This window comes from Phaeobacter cretensis (assembly GCF_047372505.1).
GTDB lineage: Bacteria > Pseudomonadota > Alphaproteobacteria > Rhodobacterales > Rhodobacteraceae > Phaeobacter > Phaeobacter cretensis.
Window position 1 is genome coordinate 3331595 of the sequence record NZ_JBKBEU010000001.1, and the last position, 24155, is coordinate 3355749.

23 protein-coding genes and 1 tRNA gene are annotated in these 24155 nt (G+C 57.9%); 11 read left to right on the plus strand and 13 right to left on the minus strand.

The window, feature by feature from the left end:
* Positions 1–52: 52 nt before the first annotated feature.
* Genes ACEWZM_RS15800 through ACEWZM_RS15810 form a run of 3 tightly spaced genes read right to left on the minus strand, consistent with a single transcriptional unit; the run spans position 53 to position 2947 of the window.
* Positions 53–1090 carry a TRAP transporter substrate-binding protein gene (locus ACEWZM_RS15800; RefSeq protein ID WP_414007349.1) on the minus strand — a complete coding sequence of 346 codons (1038 nt, stop codon included), beginning with the start codon at positions 1088–1090 and terminating at the stop codon, positions 53–55.
* A 50-nt stretch (positions 1091–1140) separates the two neighbouring features.
* Positions 1141–2424 (minus strand): TRAP transporter large permease, encoded by a 1284-nt coding sequence (locus ACEWZM_RS15805; RefSeq protein WP_414007350.1) that lies wholly within the window; start codon positions 2422–2424, stop codon positions 1141–1143.
* A gap of 1 nt (position 2425) precedes the next feature.
* Positions 2426–2947 (minus strand): TRAP transporter small permease, encoded by a 522-nt coding sequence (locus ACEWZM_RS15810; RefSeq protein ID WP_414007351.1) that lies wholly within the window; start codon positions 2945–2947, stop codon positions 2426–2428.
* 208 nt (positions 2948–3155) lie between these two features.
* On the opposite strand from ACEWZM_RS15810, the gene ACEWZM_RS15815 reads away from it, so the two are divergent.
* Positions 3156–4055, plus strand: a complete 900-nt coding sequence (locus tag ACEWZM_RS15815) for a MurR/RpiR family transcriptional regulator (protein ID WP_414007352.1) — start codon at positions 3156–3158, stop codon at positions 4053–4055.
* A gap of 468 nt (positions 4056–4523) precedes the next feature.
* Here the strand turns inward: ACEWZM_RS15815 and ACEWZM_RS15820 are convergent, their stop codons facing one another.
* Together ACEWZM_RS15820 and xth are read right to left on the minus strand one after the other, a co-directional pair.
* Entirely contained in the window at positions 4524–4946 is a 423-nt protein-coding gene (locus tag ACEWZM_RS15820) for a VOC family protein (protein ID WP_414007353.1), read from the minus strand.
* A 66-nt stretch (positions 4947–5012) separates the two neighbouring features.
* The gene (gene xth / locus ACEWZM_RS15825) at positions 5013–5819 is read right to left on the minus strand and encodes an exodeoxyribonuclease III (RefSeq protein WP_414007354.1); all 807 of its coding nucleotides are present in this window, start codon (positions 5817–5819) and stop codon (positions 5013–5015) included.
* A 387-nt stretch (positions 5820–6206) separates the two neighbouring features.
* Here xth and ACEWZM_RS15830 point away from each other — a divergent pair, with 387 nt between their 5' ends.
* Together ACEWZM_RS15830 and ACEWZM_RS15835 are read left to right on the plus strand one after the other, a co-directional pair.
* The gene (locus ACEWZM_RS15830) at positions 6207–6443 is read left to right on the plus strand and encodes a hypothetical protein (protein ID WP_414007355.1); all 237 of its coding nucleotides are present in this window, start codon (positions 6207–6209) and stop codon (positions 6441–6443) included.
* Positions 6444–6526: 83 nt separating this feature from the next.
* Positions 6527–7801 (plus strand): DUF6902 family protein, encoded by a 1275-nt coding sequence (locus ACEWZM_RS15835; RefSeq protein ID WP_414007356.1) that lies wholly within the window; start codon positions 6527–6529, stop codon positions 7799–7801.
* A 151-nt stretch (positions 7802–7952) separates the two neighbouring features.
* Here the strand turns inward: ACEWZM_RS15835 and ACEWZM_RS15840 are convergent, their stop codons facing one another.
* Complete coding sequence (locus tag ACEWZM_RS15840; protein ID WP_414007357.1) at positions 7953–8276, minus strand: HesB/IscA family protein; 324 nt, start codon at positions 8274–8276, stop codon at positions 7953–7955.
* Between the two features lie 123 nt (positions 8277–8399).
* On the opposite strand from ACEWZM_RS15840, the gene ACEWZM_RS15845 reads away from it, so the two are divergent.
* The 8 genes from ACEWZM_RS15845 (at position 8400) to ACEWZM_RS15880 (ending at position 16368) form a co-directional block, all read left to right on the plus strand.
* A complete protein-coding gene (locus tag ACEWZM_RS15845) occupies positions 8400–9554 on the plus strand; it encodes a deoxyguanosinetriphosphate triphosphohydrolase (RefSeq protein ID WP_414008058.1) in 1155 nt (384 codons plus the stop codon).
* A gap of 141 nt (positions 9555–9695) precedes the next feature.
* Positions 9696–10010 carry a YciI family protein gene (locus ACEWZM_RS15850; protein ID WP_414008059.1) on the plus strand — a complete coding sequence of 105 codons (315 nt, stop codon included), beginning with the start codon at positions 9696–9698 and terminating at the stop codon, positions 10008–10010.
* 219 nt (positions 10011–10229) lie between these two features.
* Positions 10230–11975: an arginine--tRNA ligase gene (gene argS, locus ACEWZM_RS15855; RefSeq protein WP_414007358.1), complete on the plus strand. Its 1746-nt coding sequence runs from the start codon at positions 10230–10232 to the stop codon at positions 11973–11975.
* A gap of 91 nt (positions 11976–12066) precedes the next feature.
* On the plus strand, positions 12067–13440 hold the full coding sequence (locus tag ACEWZM_RS15860) for an SPOR domain-containing protein (RefSeq protein WP_414007359.1): 1374 nt from the start codon (positions 12067–12069) through the stop codon (positions 13438–13440).
* 148 nt (positions 13441–13588) lie between these two features.
* Positions 13589–14593 (plus strand): beta-N-acetylhexosaminidase, encoded by a 1005-nt coding sequence (nagZ, locus tag ACEWZM_RS15865; protein ID WP_414007360.1) that lies wholly within the window; start codon positions 13589–13591, stop codon positions 14591–14593.
* Positions 14586–15377, plus strand: coding sequence for a segregation and condensation protein A (locus ACEWZM_RS15870; protein WP_414007361.1), 792 nt, complete (start codon positions 14586–14588; stop codon positions 15375–15377). The genes nagZ and ACEWZM_RS15870 overlap by 8 nt, the downstream gene beginning before the upstream one ends.
* Positions 15377–16057 carry an SMC-Scp complex subunit ScpB gene (scpB, locus tag ACEWZM_RS15875; protein ID WP_414007362.1) on the plus strand — a complete coding sequence of 227 codons (681 nt, stop codon included), beginning with the start codon at positions 15377–15379 and terminating at the stop codon, positions 16055–16057. The genes ACEWZM_RS15870 and scpB overlap by 1 nt, the downstream gene beginning before the upstream one ends.
* Positions 16058–16161: 104 nt before the next feature.
* Positions 16162–16368 (plus strand): hypothetical protein, encoded by a 207-nt coding sequence (locus ACEWZM_RS15880; protein WP_414007363.1) that lies wholly within the window; start codon positions 16162–16164, stop codon positions 16366–16368.
* A 10-nt stretch (positions 16369–16378) separates the two neighbouring features.
* Here the strand turns inward: ACEWZM_RS15880 and ACEWZM_RS15885 are convergent, their stop codons facing one another.
* From ACEWZM_RS15885 to rpmF, 7 genes are all read right to left on the minus strand, one after another.
* Positions 16379–17497: a 2'-deoxycytidine 5'-triphosphate deaminase gene (locus ACEWZM_RS15885; protein WP_414007364.1), complete on the minus strand. Its 1119-nt coding sequence runs from the start codon at positions 17495–17497 to the stop codon at positions 16379–16381.
* 93 nt (positions 17498–17590) lie between these two features.
* Positions 17591–17667 (minus strand) — tRNA-Pro (locus ACEWZM_RS15890).
* Between the two features lie 75 nt (positions 17668–17742).
* Complete coding sequence (locus ACEWZM_RS15895) at positions 17743–21339, minus strand: MerR family transcriptional regulator (protein WP_414007365.1); 3597 nt, start codon at positions 21337–21339, stop codon at positions 17743–17745.
* Between the two features lie 29 nt (positions 21340–21368).
* The gene (gene ihfA, locus ACEWZM_RS15900) at positions 21369–21671 is read right to left on the minus strand and encodes an integration host factor subunit alpha (RefSeq protein ID WP_008207184.1); all 303 of its coding nucleotides are present in this window, start codon (positions 21669–21671) and stop codon (positions 21369–21371) included.
* Positions 21672–21790: 119 nt separating this feature from the next.
* A complete protein-coding gene (locus ACEWZM_RS15905) occupies positions 21791–22762 on the minus strand; it encodes a beta-ketoacyl-ACP synthase III (RefSeq protein ID WP_414007366.1) in 972 nt (323 codons plus the stop codon).
* Between the two features lie 15 nt (positions 22763–22777).
* Positions 22778–23902 (minus strand): phosphate acyltransferase PlsX, encoded by a 1125-nt coding sequence (gene plsX, locus ACEWZM_RS15910; RefSeq protein ID WP_414007367.1) that lies wholly within the window; start codon positions 23900–23902, stop codon positions 22778–22780.
* A gap of 38 nt (positions 23903–23940) precedes the next feature.
* Positions 23941–24147 carry a 50S ribosomal protein L32 gene (rpmF, locus tag ACEWZM_RS15915; protein ID WP_414007368.1) on the minus strand — a complete coding sequence of 69 codons (207 nt, stop codon included), beginning with the start codon at positions 24145–24147 and terminating at the stop codon, positions 23941–23943.
* Between the last annotated feature and the right edge of the window lie 8 nt (positions 24148–24155).

Consider the following 24155-nt stretch of genomic DNA (forward strand, 5'->3'; position numbering starts at 1 on the left):
GGAAATGGATAGCCCCGTCTCCGCAGATTTTGCGCAGGGACGGGGCGATAGATTAGTCGAGGTAGGCGTTTGCATTTGCCGCTGCGACGGCTTCTTTGAACGATACCAAAAGCGCTTGTGCGCCTTCATCCATATTGTCAGCGACATGGGCTTCAAACGCGGGCTGAGCGGCACCAGCCATTGCAGCACGTTGTTCTGCAGTCAGAGCTGTCACCTCAATCTGGTTCATCAAGCCCGCAAGGCCGCGATCAGACGCTTCGATGATCCGACTGAGGCCACGGCTTGCGGTTACGCAGTTTTCGGCCGCTGTGTGGATCGTTGCGCGTTCCGCATCTGTCAGACCCTCATAAAAGTCACGGTTCATCATGAAGCTGTAGGGTGAGAACAGGTGATTTGTCAGCGTCATGTAGTCCTGAACTTCTGCGAAGTTCGCAAAGGAAATGATCGGCACAGGGTTCATCTGGCCATCGATCACACCGGTTTGCAGGCCGGAATAAACCTCACCCCAAGACAATGGATAGGCTTCGGCACCCAATGACTGCATGATCGTCTGGTGAGACGGCAGTGTCATTGTACGAACGCGGATGCCGTCGAAATCTTCCAGATTAGCAATCGGGCGCTTCGAGTTCGTGACAGCAAAGAAGCCACCCGTGTCAGGGAAGCCCAGCACAACAACGCCCGACAGCTCGGCCTCGATGTCTGCCTTCAAAGCTTCGCCGAATGGACCGTCAAAGACTTCGTAGGTTGCAGCGTTGCCATCAAATGCGAAAGGCAGATTCAGTACATCAATACGCGGGTAGTAGCTGGCGAGCGCGCCTGTTGATGTCAACGTTGCCTGAATGACACCGTCCCGAAGCTGTTGAACATGTTCAGCAGCAGAGCCAAGCTGGTTTGAGCCAAACACTTCGACGCTGACAGAGCCATTGGTGTCAGCGGTCACGATGTTTGAAAACACAGCCGTACAGGCATGAGCGGGGTTTTCGAATGGGTCGGTTTTGTTGTCATGCCCAAAGCGAATAACGCTTTCAGCGGATGCGACGCTCGCCACAAGTGTGGCCGCAATGGCCAAGCCCGAGATCGTAGTTTTCATAGTTTCCTCCAGTTGGTTTTGGTCGATTTCAGTTTAGGTTTGGTTGAGATTTACTGTGCGTATCCCAACAGGCGGGGCAGCCACATCGCCGCGTCCTCCCAGAAGGCAAAAGCGAACAGGATGGCGATTTCCGCCACAAGGAACGGAAACAACTTGATCGAGATCCGTTCCAGCTTTTCGCCGGTCACCGAGGAGAGGACGAACAGACAGGCCCCGACCGGGGGCGTCATGAGCGAGATGTTGAGCGCCAGCACAAAAATGATCCCTGCGTGGATCGGCTCAAGTCCTACACTTTCGGTCAGTGGCACAAGCACCGGCGCGAGAATGATCAGGATCGCTGTGATATCCATCACCATGCCCACAACCAGCAGCAACCCGATGATGATGGCGATGACCATATAGCGGTTGTCAGATAGGCTGAGCACCGTTTCTGCGATCAGCTGCGGAATGCGTTCAAAGCTCATCCACCATCCCAGAATTCCCGCAAAGGCGATGATGACAAAGATGACACCCATGATCCGGGCTGTCCGCACCAGCATTCCGTAGAACCCCCGGAACGTTAGTGTGCGATAGATGAAAACACCGATGAACAATGCATAGGCCACGGCGATGGATGCGGCCTCGGTCGGGGTCACGATCCCGCCCAAAATACCGCCCAAAATGATGACCGGCATTGCGAGAGCCGTCAGTGATGATTTGAACGTGTCCCAGATTTCACGAGGGGTTGCACCACGTTGCGCTTTGGGCAGGTTTTCGCGTTTTCCGCCAATCGCAATCACACCCATGCAGACAATACAGATGACCATGCCGGGCAGCACGCCAGCGGCAAACAGCCCTGCGATGGAAACGCCCATAAGTGATCCGTAGACGACCATCAGGCCCGAGGGAGGGATTGTTGGCCCGATGATCGACCCGGCTGCCGTCACAGCGCAGGCGTAATCGCGCTTGTACCCTTCTTTCACCATTGCCGGGACCAATGTGCGGCCAAAGGCAGCCGCATCAGCCGTGGCCGATCCAGTCAGCCCCGCAAAAAACACGGACGCGAGCATATTGGTATGCGCTAGACCGCCACGAAACCGCCCCACCAGAACCTGCGCCAGTTTGACCAGACGGCTGGTGATGCCGATGTCATTCATGATTTCACCTGCGAGGATGAAAAACGGCATGGCGAGGAATGGGAAAATATTCAGACCATTGAAGATCTTGCTCGGCCCGATGGCAAGGAAATTGCCACCACCCATGTCGATCAACCCGACAACACCTGCTATGCCAATCGCGAACCCGATGGGCAGCCCAAATAAAGCCAGCGCAACAAATGTTATGGCGACAATCATCTTAGCCCCCCTCAGTCTGGTTGATGTCGACAACTGGCGGGCGGTCGATATGGGTGCCAAGATCGCGGATCAGAACCAGCACGATCTGCACAACGCACAAGACAGCGGCAACTGGGATCGCGCCGTAGAATGGCGCAAGGCTAACGCCAAAAATCATCGCCTCTCGAGACACGCCACTTTGCGCAAATCCAATGCCGAAATACGCCACGTAGAGGAAAAGCAGCAATGTCAGAACGTCCATCACGATCAAAAGCAAGCGGCGCAATGCTTTGGGGAAGGCGTTGAGGAAGGCGGTCAAACCGATGTGTTCACGGCGTGATATCCCCGACGAGACCGCGAGCATTGCCGCCCAAATCATCAGGTAGCGTGCGATTACTTCAGGCCAAGGAAGTTGCCAATGAAAATAGTAGCGATCCATCACCCCAAGCCAAACATCGAGGACCAGAGCCAACATCAACATTGCAACAATCGCCTCTACGGCTTTGTTGATTTGCAAACTCCAAATAGCCGCTTTCTGTTGCATGAAACGCCTCCCAACGATTCTGTAACTTTGTTTCATAGGATCGCATGTGGCGGAAAAAATCAATCTACAAGTGTTCCTAAGTTTCACTTCGGCGCCTAATATTGACTGATACACCAATTATCTGTGACAACTCTTTATATTGGTGTAACTAAAGTACGTATCAAGTTTACATGAGGGCTCAAAATTGCCAGGGCAGACAATCAAGGACATGCGACCCCGAAACAACATCTCTGGTCCTGTTGACGTAATTTCGGCGCTTCAGCTCCATGACGGAAAGCTTGCGACGCAAGAACAGCGCGTCGCAAACTATGTTAAAGAAAATCTGGAAGACATCAGCAGCATGGCGATCTCTGATCTGGCCCGGCACTGTCAGGTCAGCAAACCGACTGTGATCCGGTTTTGTCGGACTTTGGGGTGCGAGGGATATCGAGAGTTTAAGCTTCGGCTCGCTCAGAACCTTGCTGTCAGCTTGCAATATCTGTCGCCTGACGCGTTGAAGCCAACCGAAACTGGCGCCAGCGCAATTGATCAGGTTTTTGGAGCAGTTCATGCGAACGCCATGGCCATGCGTGAACAACTGGATCAGAGTCTTTTCAGTGAGGCAAAATTGGCGCTTCTTGGCACACGCAACCTTCTGTTCGCAGGTATCGGTGGAGGGTCTTCCGCGGTATCACAAGAGGGCGCAAACAGGTTCTTCCGTCTGGGAATTCCTGCGGTTGCAACCAGTGACAGCTACATTCTTCAAATGCGTGCGGCGACATTGAATCAAAGCGATGTCTTGTTCGTAATCTCAGCCAGCGGCGAAGCAGATGCTATTGTCGGCGCGGTCGAGATTGCCAACAACTATGGCGCAACGACAATTTGCGTGACGACACCTGGAACCCGGCTTGCCAAAACCGCAACCATACCGCTTTTGGTGAATTTACCTGAAGACCAAAACATCCATAAACCCACGGCGTCGCGATATATTCACATGATGATTGTTGATGCCTTGGCCCTTGCGGTTGCGCAACAGCGGGCTCAGGAAACGACTGAAAATTTGCGACGGATACGGGCGTCCCTAACTGCATATCACGGAAGGACAGGTCCTCAGCCATTGGGGGATTGAGGCAACGTCGAAGGCTAGCCAACTTCAGGCTCATCATCCATCTGGTTTCCTGTACGGGTTGCCGTCACAAGAATGATCACTGGTTCCAAATGAACATACCCAAATAGTGCAAAAATGGAGCGAATAGGCTCTTAGCCTATAAATGTACTAGCAGTTGTAGTGAGTGCTAGCGCGATATACATCGACCATTCGAACCAATGCTATCGTCTCGTCGATAGCGCGTGCTGATTTCAGAGAATATAGCCCGCCAGATCAAAGCTGAATGCCCGTTCTGGGGCAACTCACAGCATTGCAAAGGGCGCCGTGCTGCGAATGAAACAAGTGCTGCGTTAGCGAAGTCCGAGAAACCAAGGTAGGTTTTGTGCCGCACTGCGGACACTGCTTTTATCTAAATACTAGCAGCTGCAAGGCGATTAATACTGCCTGATCGACAAACACATGCGGCCCCATAGGCTTCATAAATTCAGATCAATCCGCGTCGTCGCGTCCAGGCTCGTCAGGGTCGCTGGAAAACAGTGCGATCTTGTTGCCTTGAGGGTCGCGAAGATAGCCGACATAGAAGTTAGGGCCATATGCGGCACGGAACCCGGGCTGGCCCTCGTCAGAACCACCAGCGGCAAGCGCCGCGGCGTGAAGGTCACGAACCTGCAGCTGGCTACGTGCCTCAAAGGCTACCATGGTCCCGTTCCCAGCCGAGGCGGGCTGCCCGTCGAAGGTCGGTTTGACGTATAAATCGGGCAGAGTAAACGGTTGCCCCGGCTGTCTGGGCAGTGCACAGCTTAGGCCCTCAGGACCTTCCTCCAGCTTATAGTCAAGCGCAGGCAGGAAGGCAGAATAAAACCGTTTCGCGCGCGCGATGTCATCGGCGCCAATCGTGACATAGGCAATCATAGCGTAAGACGTTCCTGACGGTTTGTTAGCGGCGGGTAAGCGCCCTCATAATAAGCGATATGCTGGTCAAAGATCCAGATCGACCCAAACCGGCACGTGATCCGATGGTTTGTCACGACCACGCACATCCTTGTCGATCTGACAGTCGCGCAGCAGGTCGGCTGCTTGCGGGCTCAGCAGGAAGTGGTCAATGCGGATACCATTGTCGCGGTTCCAGGCCCCGGCCTGATAGTCCCAAAATGAATAATGCCCCGGTCCATGATGGCGGGCCCGAAACGCCTCGGTAAAACCAAGCGCAACAATCCGCTGGAACGCGGCCCGGCTTTCGGGACGGTAGAGCGCGTCATCTTTCCAAGCGCTAGGTGTTTTTGCGTCTTCGGCTTGCGGGATTATATTGTAGTCCCCTGCCATCAGTGCAGGCATCTCGGTCGCCAACAGGTCCTTGGCACGCTGCCGCAGCCGTTCCATCCAGGCCAGTTTATAGGCGTATTTTCCGCCCTCAACCGGCTGGCCATCGGTGTCTAGCTCAACCGGGTTGCCATTTGGCAGATACAGCCCGCAGATGCGGATCGCCTGTTTGCCAACCACCGTGGCTTCGATCCAGCGCGCCTGTTCGTCGCTATCGTCGCCGGGCAGACCGCGACGAACGTCTTCGAGCGGCAACTTTGACAGGATCGCCACGCCGTTAAAACTCTTTTGCCCGTGGGTTTCGACATTGTAACCGCGATCCTCAAACAGCTCGCGCGGAAAGGCCTCGTCGACGGACTTGATTTCCTGCAGCACCACCACATCAGGCTGTGCCTCGTCCAGCCATTCGGGCAGCGCATTGATGCGTGCCTTGACGCCATTGATGTTGAAGGTGGCGATTTTCATATCCGGTCTCCTGCCTGTCTGGCCCAGGATGGGGGCGTCCGATCTATCGCCCAATACGGGCAAGGGGGCAAGAGCGCGACCGATGCGGCGCGCGAATCAACTAGCGGACAGCGAGTGCGCCGACGGACCCGCACGAGACGCGATTTGCATGATTGCAGCGTGATTGTCGCTGCGTGCTGTATGTCTTTGTAGTTATGAGGGTGTGGATATATCTGTGATTAATCTGTGTAGAAGCGGGATATGTGACAATTAAACAATATCCTATAGCGCCTTTCTCAACCATTTCCGCATCATAAAAACAACCAAAAGGCGTGTTTGCCTATTGCTGAACAGGCATCACGTGCCAAACGTCGTCAGGTGTTTTTCACCTAGAACGGGAGACGATCCATGACCACATCCGCGCTACGCCGTCAGGCAACTGCCCAGCATCAAAAACCTCAGACAACCGACCTCCACACCGGCTTCGGGGCCGAGATGTTCTCATCAGGGTCACTGTGCCGCGAAGCCCAGGGTGATATGGTCGAAGGGGCCGGGACGTCGCTGTTTTCCTCCGGTTCTGCTCCCCAGGATGATCGTACCATGTCGACTGGTGCCGCCACAGGTCTGTTCTCTTCGGGCAGTTAAAGCCTGATCCCTCAGCTCGCCGGTCATCCAGATGGCCATTTGCCTGGCTTGCCGGGGGACGCTAGCCAGCCGGTTTTCCAATCATGACGATCATCCTGCCTTTCACCAACACTCGATCCGGCAATAATTCTCCAACTGAGTCGGGGGGAAACCTGTCGGTAGCTGCCGGTACGGCTGCCGCATGGATCGAGAGTTTTGCTCGCTATCGCCGGCAGCCCGATGATGTCTTCTGGTTGAAGGAAAACGCAGAGCTGCTCAGCCTGCTGAGGGTGGCGGGCCAGAGGGATGCAGGAGAATGCGCCGGGGGGGCTACCGGCGTGGGGGATAGCGGGGGCGAGGTCGCCCTTGCTCCCTTGCGCCCATTTTACGACGGTGCGGCGCGCCAGCTGCAGTTTTTTCCGCAATACTATCGCTTTATCCTGTCGATATGCCTCGATTATGAGGATCTGACAGGAACCTCAGGAAGCGCGACCGCTCTGGCCCATTGGGTCGCAACACAGGGGCTGGTTGAGGGGGAGCTGTCCGATCTGCAACGTGCGGAGGTGCAGCAGCTCCTCGCCCGGCGAGGCATCGTACAACCGATTGATCCGGGCTTGGTCGATCGGCTGCGCTGCTTCGCGCGCCGCAGTCGCACATTTGCGATCCCCAATCGCAAGGCCGCATATGAGCTGACGCATATTGTCTTCTACCTCTCCGATTATGGCCGTCGCGATCCGGGTTTAGATGACCAGGCGCGCCGGAGCCTGATCTACGCGGGGATCCTGGCCTGTCTCGATCAGGATTTGGATCTATTGTCGGAGATTTGCATCGCATTGCGCTATTGTGGGGCGGCACCGCCGCCTGACTGGGAGCATATGCTGAGCAGCGCACATGGGCAGTTTATCCTGACACCGGACGGGTTTGACGGCAGAATGGATGGCTATCACACCTATTTCGTCACCCTGTGGTGGCAGGTGGTACACCGGCAGGCGGAGGCATCCGTCACTGACTTGCTTCACACCAATCTGCCAACTGCAGGGCTGCCAGCGGCGGCCGGGCGGGCGCTCCACATCGCGGCACCCGGAGCGGTCAGCCTGCTACGCCCGGTATCGACTTGGTTGATGGCTGCAGGGGATAGCCCCCATCTGACCGCCCCCATGCTCTGGCGGCAAGCAGTTGACCATGTGGCGGAACACTACGGGCAAAACATGCGCCGTCAGCTAATTCGATTGCAAAACAGCACAGCAGAATTTGCGGATTTTTGGCGTATCTTCAGCAGGCCGGGGCAGGCCAGCGTTCAACTCAGTCATATCGGGGCAGGCGGGCTTGGTCTTATGCGTGGGGATCAATCGATGCTACGGCAGAAACCGTCCGGCTGAGCGTGATGATCCATAGAACCAACGACCGCAGGGCCTCGGCAAATATATCGCTCGCGCGCGTTTTGGTATGAAAACGACTCAGTTCCGAACAAGGTTCCCGTCTTGGCCGTCAAATGACCAATGCTGAGCACCTAATGCAGGACCAACTAGTTTACATCGAAAACGATGTGCCGCAGCCGCAGCTGGAGGTCGCGTTGGGGTTGTTGATCACAAACCGCGCGCCGATCAGCTCCTCGGTGAAATCAATCACTGCGTTCTCCAGAAACGGCAGCGAGACCTCGTCCACCACAACTTTCTGGCCCTGACCCTCAAGAATGAGGTCATCGTTCTGCGGCGCATCCAGGGCAATTTCATACTGAAACCCGGAACAGCCGCCGCCTTCGACCGCCACGCGCAGGGCCTGACCTTGATCGGCGGCTCCAATTTCGGCCAGCCGGGCAAAGGCACGCTCAGTCACTTTCGGGGGCAATTGCATGTCTGGTCTCCCAATACGGTGATCACTGCTATGTTGCAGCGGAGATCATAATATAGAAAGGTGACGCCAAAGGGACAAGATTGACCGGGGAAAAGATTAGTGACCTACGCGCCTTACGCGACCATGCCAGACCGCAGCCGCGGGCGGCAAGTCCCCGAAGAAGAAAGCAGTTTTCGTTCTCCATATCAGCGGGACCGCGACCGGATTATTCACGCCAGCGCGTTTCGCAGGCTGAAACACAAGACGCAGGTCTTTGTTGAACACGAAGGCGACAATTATCGCACCCGACTGACCCATTCGATTGAGGTGGGGCAGGTGGCGCGCACGATCGCGGGCGCTCTGATGCTCAATCAGGAACTGACCGAGGCCGTAGCACTGGCGCATGATCTGGGCCACACGCCGTTTGGCCACACCGGCGAGGATGCGCTGCACGCGCTTATGGCACCCCATGGTGGCTTTGATCACAACGCGCAGGCCATTCGGATCGTCACGTCGCTGGAACGTCATTACGCTGAATTCGATGGGCTCAATCTGACGTGGGAGACGCTGGAAGCAATCGCCAAGCACAATGGACCGGTGGTGGGCGATCTGCCTTGGGCGCTGGCTGAATGTAACGCCGCGGTAGATCTGGAATTGCACACCCACGCCAGCGCCGAGGCGCAGGTTGCCGCGCTGGCAGATGATATCGCTTATAACAACCACGATCTGCACGACGGGCTGCGGGCTGGTTTGTTCACAGATTCTGACATTGCCGAACTGCCTGTGGTGGGGGCTGCATATCATGCGGTCGACAGCCGCTATCCCGGCCTTGATGCGCGCCGTCGTCGGCATGAGGCGTTGCGCCGGGTCTTTGGCGTAATGGTCAGCGATGTGATCGACGGAGCCCGCTCGCGGCTGTCTGATGCGCACGCGCAAAGTGTCGAAGATGTTCGCGCGCTCGGCGCGCCAGTGGTGGTATTTTCGGACACGCTCTGGTCGGATCTAAAGGAAATTCGCGCCTTCCTCTTTACCCGCATGTACCACGCGCCCAGCGTGATGCGCAAACGGACCGAGGTTTCAAAGGTGGTCGAGGCACTGTTCCCGTATTTCCTCAATCATCCGGCAGAGATGCCCGAGCGTTGGCAGGGTGACATTGCTGCTGCCGGTGATCAAACCGCGCTGGCGCGGATCGTGTCGGATTACATTGCGGGCATGACTGATCGTTTTGCATTGCAGGAACATCGCCGCCTGTTTCCGGCAGAGGCCACCGCCGCCATAGACTTGCTTGCAGTCGAATAGCGTCAGTTCGCAACCAAGACCACTGGGCACATAGGGAGAGGGCAAGTGACGACTGGCGGTATCGCCGGTGCCAACTGGTACTATCGTGACACAGCGCCTTTGCGGTTTTATAGCTTAATCACCTATCGCCAAAAATGGTCAATGCATGAGGCTGCCATGACACATTGGACTGTCACATTTCAGGATGCGCCGGAAATGGCGCGGATCCGCGCTGACCGTCTGCGCCGTGACGCCCATATCGCCTTTGTTCGCGCCCATCCTGAATTGCAGATCGGTGGCGCACTAGCGATGCGGCCTGAGCAGGACTTCCCGGGCGCCATCTGGAACGTCGAAGCCGAAAGCCGTGACGCTGTTGAACGCTTGATCCTGCGGGATCCCTACTACGTGGCATCGCTGCGCCGCTACCAGATCACCCAATGGGGCCGTGTGCCCGTCAGTGACGCACCTGTTAGTTGAACCTGCTTAACTGAGCACTGCTAGTAGTCGGGCCTTCTCAAACCGTGATAGCCAATTAGACTACCAGTTCAAGCCTCCGGAAACTGAACCCGAAAGTTTGAATTTTCCTTAGTGAGGCAGCCCGCACTGCCGATTCATGCTGCCTATGTATCATGCAATCCTGTTGACCCTGCCGCTGCCGCTCGGTATCCGCAACGGTGAACATATGGGACGCCAGACATGAACCTCTTTACTGATATCCGCTCGCTCGTGCTTGACTGCCTTGGTGCAATGGTCGCCGAGGGCACGCTGCCCGACGGGCTTGATTTTGCCAATGTTGCGGTGGAGCCGCCGCGCGATGCAGCGCATGGGGATATGGCGACCAATGCGGCTATGGTTCTGGCCAAAACAGCCAAAATGAAACCTCGCGATATTGCCGACGTACTGGCAGGCAAGCTGGCCGCGGACGCGCGTGTTACCAGTGCTGAGGTGGCAGGCCCCGGCTTCCTTAATCTGCGTCTGGATGGCAGTATCTGGCAGGGCGTACTGGGCGCGGTTTTGGCTCAAGATATGAAGTTTGGCCGTTCGGATCTTGGGGCGGGCAAGCGGGTGAATGTCGAATATGTTTCGGCCAACCCCACCGGCCCGCTGCACGTTGGTCATACCCGCGGTGCGGTCTTTGGTGATGCGTTGGCCAGCCTGTTGGATTTCGTCGGCTTTGATGTGACCCGCGAATACTACATCAATGATGGTGGCGGTCAGGTCGATGTTCTGGCGCGCTCCGTCTACCTTCGATACCTGGAGGCCCACGGGCAGGATGTTGCCTTTGTTGATGGCACCTATCCGGGGGACTATCTGGTTCCGGTCGGGGCGGCGCTGAAGGACAAGGTCGGCGATGCCTATGTTGACCAGCCCGAAGATGTCTGGCTGGAAAAGATCCGCAATTTTGCCACCGATGCAATGATGGATTTGATCCGCGCCGATCTGGCGTCGCTTGGTATAAAGATGGACAAGTTCTTCTCTGAGAAGTCCCTGTATGGTACCGGCCTGATCGAAGCCGCGCTGAAAAGCCTGGACGACAAGGGCCTGATCTATGAGGGCGTGTTGGAGCCGCCAAAAGGCAAGAAGCCTGATGACTGGGAACCGCGCGAACAGACCCTGTTCAAATCCACCGAACACGGCGACGACGTCGACCGCCCAGTCAAGAAATCCGATGGGGCCTGGACCTATTTTGCGCCGGATATCGCCTACCACTATGACAAAGTCGAACGCGGCTTTGACATGCTGATCGATGTTTTTGGGGCCGATCATGGTGGCTATGTCAAACGGATGAAGGCAGCAGTTTCCGCGCTCTCTGATGGTCGTGTGCCGCTGGATATCAAGCTCTGTCAGTTGGTAAAGCTGTTCAAGGACGGTCAGGAATTCAAGATGTCAAAACGGGCAGGGACCTTTGTTACCCTGCGCGACGTGGTGGATGCTGTGGGTGCTGATGTTACCCGCTTTATGCTGCTGACCCGCAAAAACGATCAGGGATTTGACTTCGACCTCGACAAAGCGCTGGAACAGTCCAAGGACAACCCGGTGTTCTACGTTCAATACGCCAACGCACGGATCTGCTCGACCCTGCGCAAGGCGACCGAGGCGGGAATCGCCACGGATGACACGACTTTGGCAGGTGCGGATCTCTCGCTTCTGGATGATGATGCGCAGCTGGCGGTTGCCAAAAAGCTGGCTGAATGGCCCCGTTTGGTGGAAATCGCCGCTCGCACCAATGAGCCGCACCGGGTCGCCTTTTATCTCTATGATCTCGCCTCTGAGTTGCATGGGCTCTACCATCTAGGCAAAACGAATGAGGGTTTACGTTTTGTTAACGAGAGCAACCCATCTGCAACACATGCGAAAATGGCGCTGGCCAAAGCCGTTTCCATTGTCATTTCCGCCGGTCTTGGTATTCTTGGGGTCACACCGGCGCAGGAGATGCGATAACTAAAATCGCCCAGGCCGCCGGATCGAGGCAGATCATCAAGTAGAAACCCGAACGACGCTTCACGCGTCGTTTTCGGGCAGTGAGGCGGAAATGGCGTATTTTACGCAGGCAGGTCACGGCCAGTCGTATTCCAATGGAGGGGACCGTTCTTCGGACCCCGCGACAGAATCGAAGGGTTTTCGGCAGGACACATCCTTTGCCGATGAACATCTGCGCGATCCGATCGCCCAGTCGCCCTATCCGCAGCCGAAACACCCCTTTGGACATGATGCGCAGACTCCGCCGGTGGCCAAACCTTTGTCGGCACCGCCACAGCAGGCTCAGGGCGGCGGGTATTTTGCCCAGCAACAGCACCAGCCGCAGGCACAATCCTACAATCCTTATCAGTCGGCCGCGCCATCCTATGACGACACGGCTGAGGATGCATATAGTGGCCCTGGCACCGCTCAGGGCTACCGCTATGATGAATATGGCTTCGCCCCCGAACCGGCAGGTGCTGGCCGCGCCGGGCTGAGTAAGGCGTTCAGCGCCCTTGGTGCAGTGGCGTCTCTTGCGCTTGTCGCGGGCATCGGGCTTTGGGGCTATCAGTTGATTTCCCGCGACGTCAGCGGCGTTCCTGTCGTACGTGCCGTCGAAGGCCCTTTGCGTGTGCAGCCTGAGAATCCCGGCGGGCAGCCTGCGGACCACCAAGGGCTGTCGGTTAATGCAGTCGCTGCGAATGGCAACGTCGAAAGCCCGGCTGACCGGCTTACACTCGCGCCCGAAGATGTGGAGCTGACTGACGACGATCAGCCAATGCAGGCATCGCTCGAGACCGGATCGCAAGCCAATGCAGGTACATCCGACGGGGGCACGCTGACCGGTTCGCGTGATCTTTCCAGCGAGGCTGTGGCAGCTTATCAGACCGGCGACATCGACTCGTTGGTCGCAGAACTGACCGATGGCGTCACCCCATTGGGGCAGGATGCGCTGAATAGCGCCGAACAATTGTCGGCCTCTGCCGCGGCTCCTGCTATCGTCCAGCCCGAAGCATTGCAACCGGTCAGCGTGGCTGCTGTCGCGCCCACACCAAATGCTGCACTACGTAGTGCCCCTGGCGTGCGCGTTTCTCTGCGCCCCGCTGCAAGGCCTGCTCGTTTTTCTCCTACCCGTAGCGCACCGGCACCGTCGGGTGCAGAGTCGACACAGGATGTCTCTCCCGACAGCCTGCCCGCTGGCACACGTCTGGCGCAACTCGGAGCCTATGAAAGCGCCGAGGTTGCGCGTGCTGAATGGGATCGTATCCACGGACGGTTTGCTGACTATCTGGAAGGCAAGAAACGCGTGATCCAACGGGCCGAAAGCGGCGGTCGCACCTTCTATCGTCTGCGCGCAATGGGATTTGCGGATCTTTCAGATGCGCGCCGCTTCTGCTCTGCTTTGGTCGCGGGCAGCGCTGACTGCATACCGGTTACCACGCGCTAGGTTGTGGCTTGTATCTCGACAGATCTGCGCCCGGCTAGTCCGGGCGTTTGTCGTTTAACATTAGGAAAACTGCCGCCAGTTTGAGCGAACCGGCCATGGCGCCCACGCCGACACTGGTATATCAGCCCTTGAGCACAAGAGGATCACAATGCGTTACGGAGCCACAATTCTAGATGCCGAGGGCCTGCGCCTCAGTGCCGACGAGAAGGCGCTGTTTGCCCGTACCAACCCTTTTGGCTTTATCTTGTTTGCCCGCAATATCGATAGTGCAGACCAGACCCGCGCTCTGTGTGATGAGCTGCGAGAGTCTGTTGGGCGCAACTGTCTGATCACCATCGATCAGGAAGGTGGCCGCGTGCAACGCCTGCGTCCACCACTCGCGCGCCAGTGGCGGCCTGCGTTGGATCACGCCATGGCAGCCGGAGAGAGTGCAAACCGGGCGATGTATCTCCGTGCACGATTGATTGCAGACGAGCTGCGCTCCGTCGGTGTTGACAGCAATTGCGCACCGCTAGCGGATTTGGCCGGCCCCGAGACCCACGCGTTCCTACATAACCGATGCTACGGTACGGATCTGTCCACCGTGGTCACCCGCGCGCGCGCCACTGCCGAAGGCCTGCTGGATGGCGGCGTGGTTCCGGTTGTCAAACATATCCCCGGTCATGGTCGTGCCAATCTCGACAGCCACAAAGACTTGCCATGCATCACGGCCCCGCTGGCGGATCTGGCGCGCGAGGATTTCGCAGCCTTTGCCGCGCTTAACCACCTGCCGATGGGGATGACGGCTCATCTGGTCTATGAGGCGCTGGATACGCAGCCCGCGACACTTTCCCCTCGCGTGATGCAGATGATCCGCTCTGATATCGGCTTTGATGGGCTGATCATGAGTGACGATATCTCGATGAAAGCTCTCAGCGGTACACCGCAGGGCATCGCCTGCGATACGCTGGCGGCGGGCTGCGATGTTGTGTTGTTCTGCAACGCGCCCCTGGATGAACGCACCGCCGTGGCCGAGGCCGCAGGCGAGATGACCGCTACCGCGCAGGCCCGTGCAGAGCGGGCTGAGGCAGCACGCCGAAACCCCGCCCCGCTTGACATAACCGCGGCTGAGGCCGAACTATCAGCCCTCATGGGCGGACAGGTATATGGCTGACACTTTGTTTGACGACGACGCGGCCAGCGTCGAGGAGCGGCTAGCGGCCGAAGCATTGATCGTGGATGTCGACGGATACGAGGGCCCGCTTGATGTGCTCTTGTCGCTGTCGCGCACACAAAAGGTGGATCTGCGCCGCATTTCGGTGCTTGAGCTGGCGCGCCAGTATCTCTCCTTTGTTGAACGCGCCCATGAGCTGCGTATTGAGCTAGCGGCCGATTATCTGGTCATGGCGGCTTGGCTGGCCTATCTGAAATCCCGCCTTCTGCTGCCACCTGATCCCACCGAAGAAGGCCCATCCGGTGAAGAACTCGCGGCACATCTGGCCTTCCAGCTGGAGCGGCTTCAGGCCATGCGCGACAGCGCGGCACGCCTGATGGGGCGTGATCAACTGGGGCGCAACTTTTTCGCGCGCGGCCAAAGCGAGGATGTAACCCGCATCCGCACTGTCAGCTATTCCGCCAACCTCCTCGACCTGATGCAGGCCTATGCCCGGATCCGTACCCGTGATGATTTCCGGCCCTTCGTGCTGGACCGCGAGGCGATCTTTACCATGGAGGAGGCGCTAGAACGGATGCGCCATCTGATCGGCTATACCGGCAGTTGGACTGATATGATCACCTACCTGCCCGATGGGTGGCATTCCGACCCTATGAAACGCCGCTCCGCCACGGCCTCCACCTTTGCCGCCTCGCTGCAACTGGTGAAAGAGGGCCGTCTGGAGCTGCGCCAGAGCGAGACCTATGCGCCCATTCAGTTGCGCATTCGTGACAAGGACACCTGATGGACGACCCCAGCCTGACCTCCGGCGATATATCCGGACAAACCCAAGGCCCTGATACTGAAAGCCTTTTTGATGCGCCTCCTATGGCCGAACAGGAACGCATGGTGGAGGCGGTTTTGTTTGCCAGCACCGAACCGGTGACGGTTCGCGATCTGGAGGCCCGGATGCCGCATGGCTGTGAGCCGGGCACCGCGTTGGAGCTATTGCGAAAACGGTATGATGGGCGCGGCGTGCATATCGTGCGTGTTGGTGATGCCTGGGCGCTGCGAACGGCGGCGGATCTTGGCTTCCTGATGCAGAAGGAGACGGTGGAAACCCGCAAGCTATCGCGCGCTGCCATCGAAACTCTTGCCATCATCGCCTACCATCAGCCTGTGACCCGTGCCGAGATCGAAGAGGTCCGCGGTGTGTCTGTATCGCGCGGTACCATTGATCAGCTACTGGAGATGGACTGGATCCGCCTTGGCCGTCGCAAGATGACACCGGGCCGTCCCGTGACCTTTGTGGTGACGCCTGTGTTTCTTGATCACTTTGGACTGGAAAGTGCGCGTGATCTGCCCGGCCTCAAGGAACTGCGTGCAGCAGGTCTTCTGGAGAACCGGCCTCCACCCGGCAGCTTGCCAATCGGTGGACGCGACACGGATGAGGTCGAGGAGCAACCAGAACTGTTCGGTGATTGAGCGTAGATGATACCGCCCCAAAAGGGCCGCAAATCTAGGGTATCTTGCTGGCAGACCAACGGCAATTGCGTGCAACTGGCGCGTCAGCAGGGGAGACAAGCACTATGGGTATCGAACAGATCTTGCGTATGATCATGCGCCGACTTGTGGGCCGTGCGGTCAATGCAGGTGTTAGTGCCGGTATCAAGGCCGTGTCCAAACGTAGCAAGGGGCAGGCGGCTGAGAACGACGCCCGCCCGGTATCACAGGACAATGCAACAGATCAAAAGGCGCGTCTGATGCGCCGCAACAGCCGACCGCCGCGCTTCTAGACGTTAAAGATCAGCTTTTGTTTGCAGGTTTGAAGTGCTTGGACAGCTTCAGCCCCTGACCCTGATAGTTCGATGCAATATCTGCGCCATAGAGCTGCTCCGGAACCTCTGACATCCGCTCATAGACAAGACGCCCCACGACCTGCCCGTGCTCCAACACAAAGGGTGCATCGTGGCAGCGAACTTCCAGCACTCCGCGTGACCCGGCACCACCCGCTGCCGCATAGCCGAAACCGGGATCGAAAAAGCCCGCGTAATGCACCCTGAATTCGCCCACCATCGCCAGATAAGGGGCCATTTCGGCAGCATATTGCGGCGGGATCGCAATCGCTTCGCGGCTGACAAGAATGTAGAACGCGCCAGGGTCCAGAATGATCTGCCCTTTGGTTGTGCGCACCTCTTCCCAATAGTCGGCCGGGTCGTAGTGGGTAAGTTTCGACAGATCAACGACGCCGGTATGATGCTTGGCGCGGTAGCCTACCAGATCACCATGTGCAGGCCGCAGGTCGACGGAAAACCCCAGACCGTCTGATATGACCGGATCACCTGATACAATTGGCGTGGCCTCATGTACGGCCCGCAGATCTGCATCGTTTAGAAATGTCCGCCCCTGACGGAATATGATCTGCGTTAGCAGCTGTCCGGGCTGCACGACAACCGAGAAACTCTGCGGGCAGATCTCGGCATAAAGCGGCCCGTCATAGCCATCGGGCACCCGGTCAAATTCCACGCCGTGATCGGTGATCACCCTCGTCATCACATCCAATCGGCCGATGGATGATTTTGCACTGGCGGCGGCGGTCATGCCATCTGGCAGGCAAATGCGCTCGATCAATGGCACCACATAGACGCAGCCTTTTTCAAGCACAGCGCCACCGGTGAGTGCGACCTGATGCATGGTCAGATCATCCAACCGCTCCGTTACGGTGCGGCCAAGCCCGGGCAGGAAGGACGCGCGGACACGATAGGCGCGGTCGCTTAACCGCAGATCAAGACTGGCTGGCTGGATCTGGTCGTGCAGGATCGGAGAAGAGGCCGCAATCGCGCCTTCGGTGATCATCTGCCGTATTTGCCGATCCGACAGCACGCCCTGTGCCAAATCTTCGTCTGTCCGTGTTTCTGACGTCATCCCGGTTCTCCCAACGTCCCGTAATGCAGATACAAAAACGCCCACCCCAAGGCGGGGCGGGCATTTTTAAGCCCCTTGCGAGGCGAGGTATTTTGGTCGGGCTAGCAGGACTCGAACCTGCGACCTTCCGTCCCCCAGACGGACGCGCTACCAGGCTGCGCTATAGCCCGTTGCGCTGGTTTCTACCCTTTTTTCCGGCAGGAGCAAGCGAAAAAACCAGATTATTTCGCTGCTTCAACAAGTTTCTAGGTAGCTCCGCCGCGCCCTCGCAACGCCTCGGCACAGGCCCGCGCCTGCACCATTTGATCCGTAGGCAAGGCCGTGACACCCACCAATTGCGAAAGCAGGCTCGTCGCGCGCTGTGATGGCAGTTGCTCAGCCTCATCGGGAATATCAATCACCAATGGCAGCGCTACAGGAGCGGGGACATCAGCCGTCTCAGGCTCCGGCATGTTTGTTTCAACCAGGCCAGGCTCTATCAGTTCGGGCTCAACGAGTTCTGGTTCGGCCATCTCTGGTTCAGCCAAAACAGTCTCGGCTGGCTCGGGTGCGGCCAACTCTGGGTCCGTCACCGCAGGCGCTACCAGCCCGGGCTCAACCAACTCAGGCGAGCCAATGATGTCCGGCTGATCCAACTCCGGCGCAGTCTCCGTTGGTTCAACCACCACCTCGCTGTTTTCCGGCATGTCTGACAATCCTGCGGCCTCTGGCAACGCCGGTTCCAGTGGCTCTTGGGCATCAAAGCTGTCTTGTGGTGTCAGGGCCTCGGCATGTGTTGTCGCCTGTGCCAATTCGGCAGCTTCGGCTAGCTCTGCGGGTGCGGCCAGTTCAGAAGGCGCTGCGATTTCGGTGGGGCCGGACAGCTCGGTCAGATCCGATAACTCAGCAGTCTCAGGCACCTCAGGCGCAGGGGTCTCAGGCTCGGTAGGCAGTTCAGCTGATAACTCCTGCGTGACCTCTGGCAGGATCGTATCGACAGGCGTCGCCGTATCCAGGCTTGCCCGTTCAGGTTCAGGTTCAGGTTCGGGTTTAAGTTCAGGCCCGGCCTCGATCTCCGGGGCAGGGTTTGGCGCCGTAAACTCAGCGTCCTGCAGGGCGCTATCGTCCTGCATGGGCGTGTCCAGTAGGCCTTCATCAACTGAGGGTGAACCCACCACCGGATCACTAACGACTGACCCATTCAGCGGCGGCTCACTCAGCTGCTCTTTAACTGTGCCAACATCCGCAACGGTCTCTTCTCCGACATCGGGTTCTGGCTGGTCAAGCGGGTCGGACACCTCCGCAAGGTCGATCGAGGCGTCCACAGTGCTATCAATAGCAAGCGCTGCATCATCGGGCAACGAGGCTTCATCATTGTCAACGATAGGCTCAGGCGTATCATCGGATAGCAGATCGCTTGGAGCATTTTCAACGTCAGGTGCGAATTCCGGTAACTCCGTCTCAACGGTCGCGGGCAGTTCAGGCTCCGCGTCTAAAACTGTGTCCTCCGGGGACATAGGAGGCACATCTGAGAGAAGCGTGGTATCAGGCGCGGTATCAAGATCTGTGGTGATCTCTGCAGCGTCATCCGGAACATTCAGGGGCGCGTCGCCCTGCGCAATCTCAGCATGCGCTGACGCAGCCTCACCGTCCAGCGTCGCAACCACTGGAGCCGGGCTTTCTGCCTGTTGATCAATGATTGTAGCTTCGGCGGGAGCGATCTCCTGGTGCAGGGCCTCCGCTGTATCTGCAGGTATCTCGAGGTCAAGGGCCGGTGCCTCTTTCATAGCGTCTTCAGCAACAGCGACCTGTTCCGTGACTGAGGCGCCCTGTAGCAACGTGGGTGCATCCGCCAACATGGGCTCGGCTATGGGCGCGTCGGCAGTTTCCAGTGACGCACCACCGTCATCCGTTTCATCCATCCATGGAGAGGCGTTCTGATCTTCAGCCTCCGCCGCCATCTCTGCAGGTGGTTCTCCTGCCAGTGGTTCTCCGGCCAGTGGGGCATCTGGCATTTGTTCGCCAGTAGGTCCGGACGTGGCCTCGATCGCCTCATCTACTTCATCAGGCGAGACAATTGGTTCGGCCGATGTGATAGGTGGGACATCGTCAAGAGAGCCAGGAGACAGATCCGCTGTTGGGGACGGATCAGAGTAGCCCGTCGCCGCATCAGGCGCTATTTCCGGCGTATCAGTCGCGGCTTCCCAGAGATCTGCCTGTTCCGGCAGTCCGGTCCTATGGCCTGTCTCCTGTCCGGTTTCGGGTATCGGCGTTGCAGCTTCTGCCGCTGGATTATCCAATGACTGGTCGGTCTCCGCTGGCAGGTCAGGCTCTGGGGTCACGGGCACCGCTTGTTGCGCACTGACCGACGGGCCGTCCGCTGGCACAAAAGGAGGTTCCGCGTCCAAATTGGATTGCGACGCCGATTGATCGACGATTGGATCATCAATTGATGAGAAATCGGTGGGGGCAAGATCCTCGGACGGAGTCTCGCTGCTGTCTGCAACAGCGAAGTCCGCGTCCGAAGGTATCTCTGCCGGTGTGACGTTCGTAGGTTCTGGCTGCGTTGCAGCCGGAGGCTGAGGCGGCTCAGACGGCATCGCCGCTTGAGTATCAAGCGCATCGGTCTCTGGTGACGACACATCCTCAAGGGCTGGGATCTCCGCTGCCGAACTAAGCGATTCTGCCTCAATTGGTGCGGCGTCAACCGGTGGCGCAGCAGGCGGATCCTGCTTCAGGACGTCTGAATCCACCGTTACATCGGGAGCCACCGTGGGTTCCGGAGTCACAGCGATGTCGGTGGGCGCAACTGCTTCGGCTGCTGGGGATGCAAGCGGCGGGGTGGCCAGCATTGATTCGGGAGCCGGAGGTGTTTCAGAGGACAATGGCGCCTCGGCATCGGTGACCTCTGTTGGGGCAGAAGCCTCGGCTGCCCGAGCCATGTCTGGCGCTGCTAAGCTAGACGGGTCAGGCGAGTGCAACGGAGCAGAGGGGGTTGGGTGAGCCGCAGCGGTAACCGGCTCCTGTGCGGCAGGGAAGCCATCTGCAATAGGTGCGGTGTCTGAAACATGCGGAGCGGCCGCCGGTATCTCACCAACCTGTATTCCGCCAACCTGTGTCCCATCAGTCGGAACATCAACGTCATGGATCCCAGTTTTTGCTGGGTCACCGGCGGGGGCGGCGGGTTGTGCAGTCACTGGCGCATTTGATTGCCCAGTCGGAGCTGGGGCAGTTGTTTCTACTGTTGGAGTGGCTGAAGGCATGGAGCCTGCCGGAGGTGCTGCAGCGGTTACAGGCGGCAGTGGGGCCGAGGGTTGCGCTAGATCGGCCTGCCCTTGAGGGGGCACATCGGCCTGGACACCCTGAACATCCGGTGTTGTTGGAGCAACCGGAACGCCTACAGGACCTGGGGGTACGGCTGTCGCGACCGGAGCAGTTGCTGGTGCGGATATCTCATCAAAAGGCTGACCAGCCGGGCTTGACGCTTCAACTGCGGGAGTGTCGTCAGGCGGCATATCCTGGGCGGCAGGTTCCGAGACAACGTCGCTGGCCTCTGCATCAATGCAATCAGACTCGTCTACCTCAGCAGGCGCACCACCACCCATGGCGGCGACATGGGCGGGACCATGTTCGCGCAACAGCGCCTGAACATCCTTGATGGACATCCCATTGTCATGCAGTAGCACTTTGATACTGCTGAGCAAATTCACATCGGCAGGACGATAGTACCGGCGTCCGCCTGCGCGTTTAACCGGTTTGATCTGGGTGAACTTACTTTCCCAGAAACGCAAGACATGCGCCTGGATCCCCAGCCACTCCGCTACTTCGCTGATGGTGCGGAAGGCGTCTGGTGATTTTGACATCGCGTGGTGTGTCCTGTGGTTGCTGACCGTTATTTACGGTTCCCGTCTGCCACCCGATCCTTCATCAAATGCGATGGTCGAAAGGTCAAAACGCGGCGAGGCTGAATGGGCACCTCTTCGCCGGTCTTCGGGTTGCGGCCAACGCGGGCGGATTTGTCGCGCACACTGAACGTCCCAAAGGAAGAAATTTTGACCTGCTCGCCACGGACCAGGGCGTCAGACATATGCTGAAGCATGCTTTCGACGAGCTGCGCGCTTTCGTTGCGCGACAGGCCAACTTCCCGAAATACTGCTTCACTCAAATCCATTCGTGTTAGTGTTTTTTCGCCCATGACTATCCCCATTGTTTGTCAAAGCATAGGGCGGGGGGAATTTCCCTGTCAATATCAATGAATTGCATCGGGGAGTTCGACCCGTAAAAAGGCGCTCCTTCTGAGCGTGGCTTTGCCGCTTACCAGCGCAGAACCACCGACCCCCAGGCCAAGCCGCCGCCAATTGCCTCTGTCACCACCAAATCGCCTTGTTTGATTTGGCCTCGTGATTTGCCAACGGACAGGGCCAGCGGGATCGATGCGGCGGAGGTATTGCCGTGATCCTGAACCGTCACCACGACCTTATCCATTGGCAGCCCCATCTTCTTGGCGGTGCCTTGAATGATGCGGATATTGGCCTGATGCGGCACGATCCAGTCTACGTCGTCGGCGGACAACCCTGCACGCGCCAGTGCAGTATTGGCGGTTGAGGCCAGTTTCTCGACAGCATGGCGGAACACTTGATTGCCCTGCATCCGCAGGTGGCCTGTGTTCTGGGTTGAGACACCACCATCGACGTAAAGCAGGTCCTTATAACGCCCGTCGGAATTCAGATCTGTTGCCAGGATGCCGCGATCATCGCTTGTTCCTGTGCCTTCCTGCGCTTCCAGAACCAGCGCGCCAGCGCCATCGCCGAACAACACACAGGTGGAGCGGTCAGTCCAGTCCATGATCTTGCTAAAGGTCTCGGCCCCGATCACCAAAACCCTATCAGCCTGACCAGAGGCCAAGAGAGCATTGGCATTGCTCAGCGCATAGACGAATCCTGCGCAGACGGCCTGCACGTCAAAGGCAAACCCACGAGTCATGCCCAGTTTAGCCTGTACCATGGTTGCGGCAGAGGGGAAGGTGAGATCGGCGGTCGACGTTGCCACCACAATGGCGTCAATGTCATCCGCCTGAAGACCAGCGTCAGTTAGTGCACTTTGTGCAGCCTTTGTTGCCATTGCCGAGGTTGTTTCACCCTCGGCGGCGAAATGGCGACGCTCAATCCCTGAGCGACTGCGAATCCATTCGTCGGTGGTATCCAATGTGGCTTCGAATTCTGCGTTTTCGACAATGCGTTCTGGGAGATGATGCCCGGTCCCGACAATTACTGCGCGTCGCGTCATTCTACTGCCTGCCTTTTAGTCTTTATTGGTGGGCGCCTGGTCGGTTTGGGGCTCGTCCATTTGCGCTGGTTTATCTTGAGTACGCGCCACAGAGGATGCAACCCGTGCAGCGAGTTTTTCTGCAAACCCTTGCTGGGCGAGCCGGAATGCCAGCTTAACCGCAGCCGATACACCGGTGGCATCGGCGCCGCCGTGGGATTTTACCACGGTCCCATTCAGGCCCAAGAAAACGCCACCATTAACCCGACGTGGGTCCAATCGCTTGGACAGCCGCTTGAGCGACGTCATCGCGAGCAGGGCGGCAATCTTGGACAGAATGGAGTATTCAAATGCCTCACGCAGAGTGATACGCATCAGGCTGGCAGTGCCTTCGCCGGTCTTGATCGCCACATTGCCGGTGAAGCCGTCGGTGACGATCACATCGGCGGTATCACCAGGAATATCGCTGCCTTCGACAAAACCGACAAATTCGAAGTTGCCGTTCTCGGCATGATCAGAGATCAGGCCAAAGGCTTCCTTCAGGTCGGCATGACCCTTGTGCTCTTCGGTGCCAACATTCAGCAGGCCAACGCGGGGATAGTCGATATCCATTGAGTTGCGCACATAAGACGTGCCCATCAGCGCATATTGCAGCAAATCCTGAGCGTCTGCACGTACATCCGCGCCAACGTCCAACATGACATTGAACCTCTGAGGGTTACGCGATGGCCACAGAATCGCAATGGCCGGGCGGTTTACACCGGGCAGTTTGCGCAGCCGCAGCATCGACAGCGCCATCAGTGCGCCCGTATTGCCGCAGGAGACCGCACCGGCGGCCTCGCCCTGTTTGACGGAGTCCAATGCGGACCACATCGACGTGCCCTTGCCATTCCGCATGACCTGGCTCGGCTTGTCATCCATGGTGACCACATCCCGCGCATCGCGAAATTCAACACGTCCTTTGAGGATGCGTTTCTTGGCCACCAGCGGTTTCAGCTGATCTTCGGGGCCATGCAAAATAAACCCAAGGTCAGGATTTTTATCTGCAGACATGGCAATGCCGGCCACTACTACAGCAGGACCGGCATCTCCGCCCATGGCGTCAACCGAAATAACTATGCGGCCGGCATTATTCTGAATCTGATCGGGTTTACCCGCCATGAAAACGCCTGCCTGACAGTGTTTGGTTCAAACGCGGCTTATGCCGCGTCTTCGTCCATGTCGATCTCGTCAGCTGCTGCTACGATTTCTTTTTCGTCGTAGTGGCCACAGGAGGGGCATACGTGGTGCGGGCGCTTCAGTTCGCCACAGTTGCTGCATTCGTTGGGGTTTGCAGCAACCAGTGCATCGTGCGCGCGGCGGTTGTTGCGACGCGACTTGGATACTTTGTTCTGTTGGACAGCCATGTCTCAAC

Coding starts and splice junctions, on each gene's coding strand:
- ACEWZM_RS15810 (WP_414007351.1), bottom strand. CDS start 2,947: ATGCAACAGAAAGCGGCTATTTGGAGTTTGCAAATCAACAAAGCCGTA.
- argS (WP_414007358.1), top strand. CDS start 10,230: ATGAACCTCTTTACTGATATCCGCTCGCTCGTGCTTGACTGCCTTGGT.
- scpB (WP_414007362.1), top strand. CDS start 15,377: ATGGACGACCCCAGCCTGACCTCCGGCGATATATCCGGACAAACCCAA.
- ACEWZM_RS15870 (WP_414007361.1), top strand. CDS start 14,586: ATGGCTGACACTTTGTTTGACGACGACGCGGCCAGCGTCGAGGAGCGG.
- ACEWZM_RS15885 (WP_414007364.1), bottom strand. CDS start 17,497: ATGACGTCAGAAACACGGACAGACGAAGATTTGGCACAGGGCGTGCTG.
- ACEWZM_RS15840 (WP_414007357.1), bottom strand. CDS start 8,276: ATGCAATTGCCCCCGAAAGTGACTGAGCGTGCCTTTGCCCGGCTGGCC.
- ACEWZM_RS15800 (WP_414007349.1), bottom strand. CDS start 1,090: ATGAAAACTACGATCTCGGGCTTGGCCATTGCGGCCACACTTGTGGCG.
- ACEWZM_RS15820 (WP_414007353.1), bottom strand. CDS start 4,946: ATGATTGCCTATGTCACGATTGGCGCCGATGACATCGCGCGCGCGAAA.
- ACEWZM_RS15835 (WP_414007356.1), top strand. CDS start 6,527: ATGACGATCATCCTGCCTTTCACCAACACTCGATCCGGCAATAATTCT.
- ihfA (WP_008207184.1), bottom strand. CDS start 21,671: ATGGGCGAAAAAACACTAACACGAATGGATTTGAGTGAAGCAGTATTT.
- ACEWZM_RS15815 (WP_414007352.1), top strand. CDS start 3,156: ATGCGACCCCGAAACAACATCTCTGGTCCTGTTGACGTAATTTCGGCG.
- ACEWZM_RS15905 (WP_414007366.1), bottom strand. CDS start 22,762: ATGACGCGACGCGCAGTAATTGTCGGGACCGGGCATCATCTCCCAGAA.
- plsX (WP_414007367.1), bottom strand. CDS start 23,902: ATGGCGGGTAAACCCGATCAGATTCAGAATAATGCCGGCCGCATAGTT.
- ACEWZM_RS15895 (WP_414007365.1), bottom strand. CDS start 21,339: ATGTCAAAATCACCAGACGCCTTCCGCACCATCAGCGAAGTAGCGGAG.
- xth (WP_414007354.1), bottom strand. CDS start 5,819: ATGAAAATCGCCACCTTCAACATCAATGGCGTCAAGGCACGCATCAAT.
- ACEWZM_RS15850 (WP_414008059.1), top strand. CDS start 9,696: ATGCATGAGGCTGCCATGACACATTGGACTGTCACATTTCAGGATGCG.
- ACEWZM_RS15880 (WP_414007363.1), top strand. CDS start 16,162: ATGGGTATCGAACAGATCTTGCGTATGATCATGCGCCGACTTGTGGGC.
- ACEWZM_RS15860 (WP_414007359.1), top strand. CDS start 12,067: ATGGCGTATTTTACGCAGGCAGGTCACGGCCAGTCGTATTCCAATGGA.
- rpmF (WP_414007368.1), bottom strand. CDS start 24,147: ATGGCTGTCCAACAGAACAAAGTATCCAAGTCGCGTCGCAACAACCGC.
- ACEWZM_RS15805 (WP_414007350.1), bottom strand. CDS start 2,424: ATGATTGTCGCCATAACATTTGTTGCGCTGGCTTTATTTGGGCTGCCC.
- ACEWZM_RS15845 (WP_414008058.1), top strand. CDS start 8,400: ATGCCAGACCGCAGCCGCGGGCGGCAAGTCCCCGAAGAAGAAAGCAGT.
- nagZ (WP_414007360.1), top strand. CDS start 13,589: ATGCGTTACGGAGCCACAATTCTAGATGCCGAGGGCCTGCGCCTCAGT.
- ACEWZM_RS15830 (WP_414007355.1), top strand. CDS start 6,207: ATGACCACATCCGCGCTACGCCGTCAGGCAACTGCCCAGCATCAAAAA.